This window comes from Gilvimarinus sp. 1_MG-2023 (assembly GCF_030548285.1).
This window is the reverse complement of sequence record NZ_JAUOSC010000027.1, coordinates 1-2,235: the sequence shown is the minus strand read 5'-3', so window position 1 is coordinate 2,235 and position 2,235 is coordinate 1. Positions and strand designations below refer to the sequence as shown.

At 56.6% G+C, this 2,235-nt stretch carries 1 protein-coding gene; it reads right to left on the bottom strand.

All coding sequences use genetic code 11. The features are described 5' to 3' along the window. Positions 1–134: 134 nt before the first annotated feature. On the bottom strand, positions 135–2,021 hold the full coding sequence (locus tag Q4563_RS15440; RefSeq protein ID WP_303605080.1) for a glycoside hydrolase family 9 protein: 1,887 nt from the start codon (positions 2,019–2,021) through the stop codon (positions 135–137). Positions 2,022–2,235: the final 214 nt, after the last annotated feature.

The following is a 2,235-nucleotide window of genomic DNA, read 5'->3' as shown; positions in this document are numbered from 1 at the left end:
TCAAGCATTGTCGCCATTCATCTTCATACACCGTGACAATAAAAAGGGCGACCCCGGTAAGGAGCCGCCCTTCTATAGCATTCCGCATTCCGCGTTATGCGTTCCACCCCACCGCGTCCGGCTTCAGACGAACATCACTCCCTCCCATAAATACTCTCCAAAGCCCCACTCACATACACCAGTGGCGCATTCCAGTTGATGGTGACTTCGTTGGTGGAGTAGCTACACCAGTGGTCCAGGTAGGCACGGGCGATGGCTTCTTCGCCGGCGGGGTATTGATCGGCACCGCAATCGTTGTGCGCGGCGGTATTGGGGCCACCGGCGACAAAACCGGGCACAGGTTCAACCACTGAGTCTGCCTCGGACTGACGGTGGTGAATGTGCATCGGTGGGCGCTCGCCAAAGCCGGTTACATAGCTGTATTCAGTGGGGTTAAGCCCTAGAATATAATCGAACAACGCTTGGGCGGCTTTTAATTGTTGCGCGTCACCGCTTAAGCGGTAGCCTTGTAGCAGCATCATGGCCTTATTTAATGCGCCACCATTGCTGCCCCAGTAAAAATCGCCGTGCAGCAATGCCACACCGTAAGCGGAAGCCTCGCTGTCAGCAACCAGTTCTTGTGCAAACTGCTGCACACCCGACTCAATCAAGGACACATCGGCCGCCTCGGTCAGGTTGGCCCGGTGATGAGCCAGCGACACCCAAGCGAGCGCGCCAGTATGCGCCCAGGCCGGGTTACTGATGCTCTGCTCGGTTAAGTTAAGCGTTTGATAGTAATCGTCATTGCCCGTGCTGATATACAGCTCGGCCGCGGCCCAGGCAAATTCGTCATTAAAGGTGTCGTCATCGTAGGCGCCAGTGCTTACATCCGCAGGCTGCTGGTAAGCAATATCGGGGTTGGCCTCAGCCCATTGCCAGGCTGATTGCGCCGCACTTAGCATTTCATCCGACAAGCCTGAATAAACGTCCTCGTACTCGGCAACCACTCGGCTTGCCGCCGCCATAACCGCGGCAAAGTTCAAAGTGGCGGCGGTGGTTTTTTGCACCACATAGCGAGTATCGGTCGCCTCGCTGGGCATCACCGCGCCGGAGAAATTTTTAGTGGTAAGCTTGTGATAGACGCCGCCGTCGTTCGGGTCTTGCATATCGAGCATCCACTCCAGATTCCACATCACCTCTTCCAGAATATCGGGGGTACTGTTGCCACTTTCGGGGATACCCGTGTCATTGGCTGTGTAGAAATCACCAAAGTGCTCCAGCGCGGCCAATAAGGTGTATGTGGATATACCGGAGTTCACTACGTATTTGCCATAGTCGCCTGCATCGTACCAACCCTTGGGCGCCGAGATAACAGTCCCTTCCGGGCGCTGGTCGGAGGCGGCCGATGCGTGCACCAGCACCTCGGTATCCGCATGGCCGGCGTCGCGTGCCCACTCACCGGCGTACTCAGCATCCAACGCAAAGCCGGCGCGGTTGTAGTAATAGGCTTTTAACGCGCTGGCATTGAGCGCTTGATAGGGCTGACTGGCGACCACAAAGGGGTCGGAGTCCTGCACGCCTTCCACCCTTACAACATAGGTGCCGGGCTGAGCCAGCTCGGTAAAATCAGCTTGCGCGACCACCTGCCCCGCTGGTGTCCACTCGCTAAAGGCCGACAACTCACCTTGCAAAACGGTGGCTTGGGTGGCGGTATCAATCACAACGAATTCGGCAGCGCCGCCCTCGGGCACTACAGCCACTTTGGCCGCCTGAGGCGCATAACCCACCTGATTAACCAAAATACGGCTGGGCTCGCCCGTCGCTTCAGAGCTCGTGCTGGCGGTATCGGAGCTGGCCTGGTTACTGCTCGATGCCGTGGGCGCGGGGCTGGAGTTATTGGCCTCGTCGGCAGTACCACTTCCACTGTTACTGCCACAGGCGGCTAATACAAACGCACTGCAAAACGTGAGCACGGTTTTAAAGGAAAACGAGGTAAATGGGCTGGGTCTGTTCGTTACAGTCTTGTTAGTCAGTAATTTCATTGGCTCTTCCTAATTTTATTTTATTATGGTGCGTTCTATGGTGTTGTTATAAACGCATAGGAAGTGTAGCGCGAATTACGCCCCAGGTGAGAGCGCTAGGCTGTGGGCTTATGTGAGGTAGCGCAAAGATTGGTTAATGGACGCTGGACGCTGGACGCTGGACGCTGGACGCTGGACGCTGGACGCTGGACGCTGGACGCTGGACGCTGGACGC